We start from the raw sequence: 6,270 nt of genomic DNA, 5'->3' as shown, positions 1-6,270 counted from the left end.
GAGATACCCTCATCTTGAGGACTGTTTAAAACAGAAATGGACTGCGAACGCTTAGTCACTCAAGAATCCCATTGCTTTAGCTGTGGGAGTCTCAATAGTGATTTTTCTAGTACCGCTCTTGATGGGACTGCTGCTGTTATGGATTCGGCTTATTCGCCAGCATGCTCTGACAAAGCGTACCCTCCAAATCGGCTTGGTTGTTACAATTCTTTATAGTATTGCGGCTATTGTTTATCAAAGAATCGTCTTAGCTAATTATTGAGAGGTTATAAAAGAGGCATTGCTCCAGCAAAATGGCACTGCTGATCTGCATTATATTAACGCGATCACAACTGGCTTAACGATTCATGTGAACAATCAATATTTTAACCTTTATACATTTTTTCTATTGATAAGTGTATCCGTTTTGCTTGCCTGTCTATGGTGTTTAATGGATAAGCAGGATGCGCTGTGAAAAATAAAAAAACTTTTTATGTTTTTGTGTAACCTTTTTTGTAATGAAACGACTACTCTAATAGTAGAATACAAAACACTAAAGCAAGTTAGTAGCATTCACTTTTCACAAAATGACCAGGGCTCAGCAAGATTGAGTACCTGGTTGTTTTGTTTTTTCGGGAACTGGCACATTAAAAGCTACTAAAACTCCGAACGATAATAAAGCTATTCCATCGTTCGGAGTTGTTGTTATTTTAACATCGCCTGTAATGTTCGTTTTTGCCAGCCTAGCTTAAAGTACGCATACTGCATAATAAAGTGGACGCAGAAGGTAATCGGGTAGGCTAACCAGACACCGTTTAGAGCAAGTGCTGTGTGGTGGGATAGGAAGTAGGCGAGTGGTACTTGCACAACCCAAATGGTGATAATTAAAAAGACAGTAGGCCAAAGCACAACACCTGTTGCGCGCATTGTTGCTGATACGGTTTGCGTATGCCCAAAAATTAAATAGCTCCAAAAGGCGATATATAAATAATTTTTAGCAATATGCAAGGTTTCCTGTGTATCAATAAATAACGCAAGAATTGGCTCTGCAAATAAATACATGACTAAAATAATTGCGCCACCTAAAAGGTAATTAATTTGTACCCCCATTAGACGGATTTTTTTAATCATTTCGGTCGAGTTTGCGCCTAATGCCTGTGCAACAAAGACAGAGGTAGCAATAGCAATACTCATAGCTGGCACTTGGGCATAGCTTGCCACCTGATTGACAACACCATAGGCAGCCGTCGCATTTGAGCCATGCAGATTGACAAAGCCAATCACAGCAATTTCTGCAACAGAGATGGCGACCATACTAATGCTTGAAGGGATGGCGAGCTTTAGTAGGGACGTTAAAATATCCTTTTTCAGCTTAAAGTGCTGTAAAATAGTTTTGTCTAAACGTAGTAAATGCTTTGTTTTATGCAGGTAAACAAATAATACGAGCATCGTCACAAGGTTTGATAAGACAGATGCATAGGCAGCGCCATTTAAGCCAAACGCAGGCAGCCCAAACCAGCCAAATACTAATGGCGGCAGAAAGGCGATATTTAAAATAACACTAACGACTAAAAATAAAAAAGGTGTTTTGGAATCGCCCACGCCACGCATAAATGTTGTATAGACCAAGTACCAAAACATAATTGGCAGCGTGAAAAATAAAATTTGTGCATAGCTAATACTCATCTCTAAAATATTAGCGGGTGTTTGCATAAAGCGTAAAATCCATTCAATAAAAAAGCCGCCAAAAATCGCAACGGCAATGGATAAAATGGTTGTAAAGGCAAGCGTTACCCCAACAACCTCCTTCATTTTCTCATGGTTGCCAGCACCAAATGTTTGCCCAACTAAAATCGAGCTACCTGAGCCAATGCCAATCGCAAAAGCCATTAAAAAGAAGAAAAATGGAAAGAATGCCGAGATAGCAGCGAGTGCATCGACACCTAAATTGCGTCCCACGATAAACATCGCAAATACTTGCCCAACGGATTGCAGGACATTAGCGAGCATCACGGGAATTAAAAAATTAAAAAAAGCCTTTCGTAGTTGTTTGTCATCCTGTAGTAAATGTTCATTCATCATTTGATCCTCTTGAGTATTAATAACCCATTTCTTTTAAAATTCGTGATAATGTACGCAGGCGTTCGCCAATTAATTCACCATCATTGTTTAATGCCTGCTGAAAAAGCTGAATATCCTCTTTAATTTGCTCATTGTCTGTGCAAACCTCTACAGTCATGGCATCTCCCTGCAAGCCGACACGCTTAATAAGCGGATTTTCCTCGTCATATAAATGCTCGTGACGGTACGCCTCCTTGAAATAAAGCTCTGTTTCACATACTAAAATAGCGAGGTCAAGCACACGGTGAAGGGGTAGCTCCTCTGATTGACGCGACCATTTGCCACCAGTATGTCGCCAAACCTTTGCCGAAATATCAACCTTTCCGCGATCATTCCATTGTGCTAAGCCAAGTGATAGCCCCTGTGCATCTGTTTCGTATGCTGTGCGTCCATCGATATTGGCATAGTTTTCTGCCACAATGACAGGCTTATGCTTTAAATGTGTTGGTATTTTCATTGTTAACACTCCTTCCAATTTAGTAATTTACTAAATTACTGCTTTAGTAAATTTAACATTGCATCTATGAGAAGTCAATCCTTATGCTAAAAATTGTATTTTTTCTCAAATAGGGGGCTCTATGGCTCAGTGAAAGCTTTGGAAATGTAGATATTGGAGAGAATATGAGGATTACACCTATTGAAGTGAGAAGTTTATGATGGTCTGTTCATAAAAGTATTGTTGAGAAATAGTAGAGATGAGGCTGATAATGTATGAGTATATCTGGACGGGCATAGACAAATGCTAACCCTTTTAATGGTTAAACATGTAGTAATAATATTTCTTTATTTACATAATTTCCAGTATAGAGTAGAATAGTGCTGGCAATCATACAATATATTCATTTTCTATTTTTGAAATATATTAAGTGAATATACCTAATTTTATAGAAAGGTGATTAAACATTTATGATTATAGTGTGTATACATCGGATTTTTGTAATCGATACATAATAATATGATTGGATAAGTATCGAAAAAATAATATATAAGACATCTTAGATATACATAATGGTAATAATTGTTTTGAAAGATGGAGGTTATATGGTAATGAAGTTTAAGTCAATACGAAGTAAAATTTTATTTGGTTTTTCCATCATTCTCATAGGGATAATGGTGCAAAGTAGCTATATCATTTATTCAAATATCACCATGAATAAAGAAATGGAGAAAATGGTGAATAGGGACCTAGAGCTATCGATTCTTCAACAGCATCTAGCTAGCTCGATGTCTGTGAGAATAGGAGCTGCACGAGGCTATGTACTGACAGGTGAGCAATCTTATAAAGATACATTTAATGAATATATTCAACAATCTTTAGAAAATGAAAAGCTTGTTCGCCAGCTTATTGAGTCGGAGGAATTTGAGGACTATGCAGCAAGAGCAAAGGCTTGGCGTCAATATATTGAAAAAAATGTCTTTCCGGCTTATGAGGCTGGGAATACGGCATTAGCCATTCAAAATTTAGTGAGTCAGGAACAAGAAGTGCAAGCGATTCGGGAAGGCTTTGAGTCATTAGCAGCTAAAGGTGAAGACATTATTCGCGAGGCTGGTGACAACTTAAGAGATGATAATGCTCATGTTAATAATATAAACATTATTGTATCTATACTTGTTACAATATTGGCGATTGCTACAGCCTTCTATAGCGCCATATCCATTTCTAAACCTGTCCAACGAATTTCACAGCGCGTGAAAGTAATTGCAGAGGGTGATTTAAGCCAAGAGGCACTTGTTAATGATGCACGCGATGAGGTTGGCGAGCTTACAGAGTCAACAAATACGATGAATCTTAAAATAAAGGATATGCTACAGCAAATTCAACATGTATCGACTGAAGTGGCTACGCAAAGTGAAGAATTGCTACAGTCCTCCGTAGAGGTAAAAGCAGGGGCAGAGCAGGTAGCACTGACGATGAATGATATTGCAGAGGGCACGGAAGTACAGGCAAGCAATGCAAGTGATTTATCACATTTAATGAGTGATTTTGTGAAGCGTATGAATGAGGCTAGTCAAAATGGGCAGCATGTTGAAAGTGATGCGAATCAGGTGCTAACATTAACGGATTCAGGTCAAACATTAATTAAAGCATCGACAGATCAAATGTTAAAGATTGATAATATTGTTCATCAGGTGGTTGAGCGAGTGGAGGGCTTAAACCATAAATCACAGGATATTTCCAAGCTTGTTGTGGTGATTAATGATATTGCTAAGCAAACGAATTTATTGGCACTCAATGCAGCAATTGAAGCGGCACGTGCAGGGGAGCAAGGACAGGGCTTTGCTGTTGTGGCGGAAGAGGTACGCAAATTGGCAGAGCAGGTTTCAGTATCAGTTGTTGATATTGAGCATATTGTAGAGGAAATTGTGGTGGAAACCAATGATGTGACCAACGCCTTACAATCAAGCTATAAGGAAGTGCAGCAAGGCTCAGAGCAAATTTCTTTAATGAATCAAACCTTTGTTGAAATTGGGACGGCTGTCAATGCGATGGCACATAATATTGCAAATGTGTCGCAAAACCTTGACCAGCTAGTAGAAAATTCTGTACGTATCGACCAAGCGATTGAAGAAATTGCTGCCATTTCAGAGGAATCGGCTGCAGGCATTGAACAAACATCTGCCACAATGCAGCAAACGTCTAGCTCGATGGAGGAAATTTCCAATAGTTCTAATCAACTGGCAAAAATGGCAGAGCAATTAAATCAGCAAGTAGGACAATTTACATTAAGGTAATATCACATAACAAGAGGACCAAAAAGATCAGGATGCCAAGGCCTTCTGGTCTTTTTGTATTAAAAAAATTTGATTATTTATTCTTCTAACAATACTTGCTAAAATAGGAGTAACAGATAGAATTCTTTTATAAAAAAATGGTAAAAACATCTAATGTTAATAGATTAAAGGAGTCAATAAATGCAGAGAAAAACAATAGGTTTAATGGCTTCAGCACTGATAATTGTTGTTTTACTTATCGTCATGCTAAAAAATAACTGGGGGCAAGAGCAAGTATCTTCTTCTATGGTAGAGTTAGCAGATGGTACAGCACAGCTTGATTTTACCACCGTGTTAACGCCATTGAACCAACCTGCAACAACCTTTGAAACGTATAAGGGAAAAGTGCTAGTGGTCAATTTTTGGGCATCATGGTGTGGGCCCTGTCAACAAGAAGCCCCTGCATTAAACGACTTTTATCAGCAAAAACCGCAGCAAGTGGAGCTATTAGCCATCAACGCCACCAAGTATGATAGCTATGAACAAGCAGTCACATTTCAGGAAAACCATCAATTAGCATTCCCTATCTTTTTAGATAAAGAAGGAACGCTTCAGCAAGCATTTCAAGTGCTCGGATACCCAACAACCTTTATTTTTGATATGGAAGGAATTTTACAGTATACGATTAAAGGCGAAATTAATCAACAGGAATTAAATAAGCTAGTAGCAACTATCAATAGTTAGACGAGTTGAAACCTTTTATAGAGAAACTGCGTAAAATAGTAAACTTATTACAGGTATTATTCCACCAGTAAATGGATAAGATATTAGATATTTCAAAGAGATATAGTGCTATATTTTACATATACAGCAAGCGTGTTGATGATCTAAATATTGGCTATTCATTTGCGTGTTGTTAGAAGGAAAACGCTTTGTCTAAAGCATTCTCTCGTTGATTGGCGTGAAAGGTGGCGACTCTAGCGGAAAAAGTGCGAGCTGAAAATCCATTTATTTCGGCATTTGCCGAAATAAATGAGTTGAAGCCGCACCCGCAGAAAGCGTCCACCTGTAACAGAAATCAACGAATTCTAAGCAATTCTCTGTAAAATAAAGGTTAATCAACACGCCTGCATATACAGTTATGTAAAGGAGATAAATATTATCGTGCCTATTTATTATAAAAACCAACTTTATCAACAGTTCTCGGAGGAAGTTTTTCATATAGAAGCAAGTATCGAAACCTACATTAAGGATTCTTTTCAACATATTAATGCAGATGAATTACATCAGTTAATGGAGATGCTAAAAAGTATTAAACGCCTTAAAACCGTCCATGCTTTAACTGTAGCTAAATAAGCATTATCAAAAGATCAAGTCAGTATTCCTTGCTGGCTCGATCTTTTTTTGTAGAGAATTTGTAGAGGTCTACGTGTTAGAATCTAATGATGGTATTAGTCA

At 37.9% G+C, this 6,270-nt stretch carries 7 protein-coding genes; 5 read left to right on the top strand and 2 right to left on the bottom strand.

The features are described 5' to 3' along the window. The first annotated feature begins 97 nt into the window (after nt 1-97). Complete coding sequence (locus tag ACIQVU_RS08240) at nt 98-262, top strand: hypothetical protein (RefSeq protein ID WP_340805706.1); 165 nt, start codon at nt 98-100, stop codon at nt 260-262. 18 nt (nt 263-280) lie between these two features. Then, complete coding sequence (locus ACIQVU_RS08235; RefSeq protein WP_340805707.1) at nt 281-454, top strand: hypothetical protein; 174 nt, start codon at nt 281-283, stop codon at nt 452-454. A 230-nt stretch (nt 455-684) separates the two neighbouring features. Here the strand turns inward: ACIQVU_RS08235 and ACIQVU_RS08230 are convergent, their stop codons facing one another. Continuing rightward, complete coding sequence (locus tag ACIQVU_RS08230; protein ID WP_340805708.1) at nt 685-2,061, bottom strand: MATE family efflux transporter; 1,377 nt, start codon at nt 2,059-2,061, stop codon at nt 685-687. A 16-nt stretch (nt 2,062-2,077) separates the two neighbouring features. Further along, nucleotides 2,078-2,557, bottom strand: a complete 480-nt coding sequence (locus ACIQVU_RS08225) for a DUF6530 family protein (protein ID WP_340805709.1) — start codon at nt 2,555-2,557, stop codon at nt 2,078-2,080. Nucleotides 2,558-3,147: 590 nt separating this feature from the next. Between ACIQVU_RS08225 and ACIQVU_RS08220 the strand changes: the two genes are divergently transcribed. The 3 genes from ACIQVU_RS08220 to ACIQVU_RS08210 all read left to right on the top strand — a co-directional run bounded on the left by ACIQVU_RS08220 (nt 3,148) and on the right by ACIQVU_RS08210 (nt 6,168). Then, nucleotides 3,148-4,833 carry a methyl-accepting chemotaxis protein gene (locus ACIQVU_RS08220; RefSeq protein WP_402894867.1) on the top strand — a complete coding sequence of 562 codons (1,686 nt, stop codon included), beginning with the start codon at nt 3,148-3,150 and terminating at the stop codon, nt 4,831-4,833. A 180-nt stretch (nt 4,834-5,013) separates the two neighbouring features. Then, nucleotides 5,014-5,556 (top strand): TlpA family protein disulfide reductase, encoded by a 543-nt coding sequence (locus ACIQVU_RS08215; protein WP_340805711.1) that lies wholly within the window; start codon nt 5,014-5,016, stop codon nt 5,554-5,556. Nucleotides 5,557-5,976: 420 nt separating this feature from the next. Next, complete coding sequence (locus tag ACIQVU_RS08210; protein WP_340805712.1) at nt 5,977-6,168, top strand: hypothetical protein; 192 nt, start codon at nt 5,977-5,979, stop codon at nt 6,166-6,168. Nucleotides 6,169-6,270: the final 102 nt, after the last annotated feature.

Source organism: Lysinibacillus sp. NPDC098008 (assembly GCF_044760715.1).
GTDB lineage: Bacteria > Bacillota > Bacilli > Bacillales_A > Planococcaceae > Lysinibacillus.
Note: the sequence above shows the minus strand (reverse complement) of the source record. Positions and strands in the feature narration are given on the sequence as shown.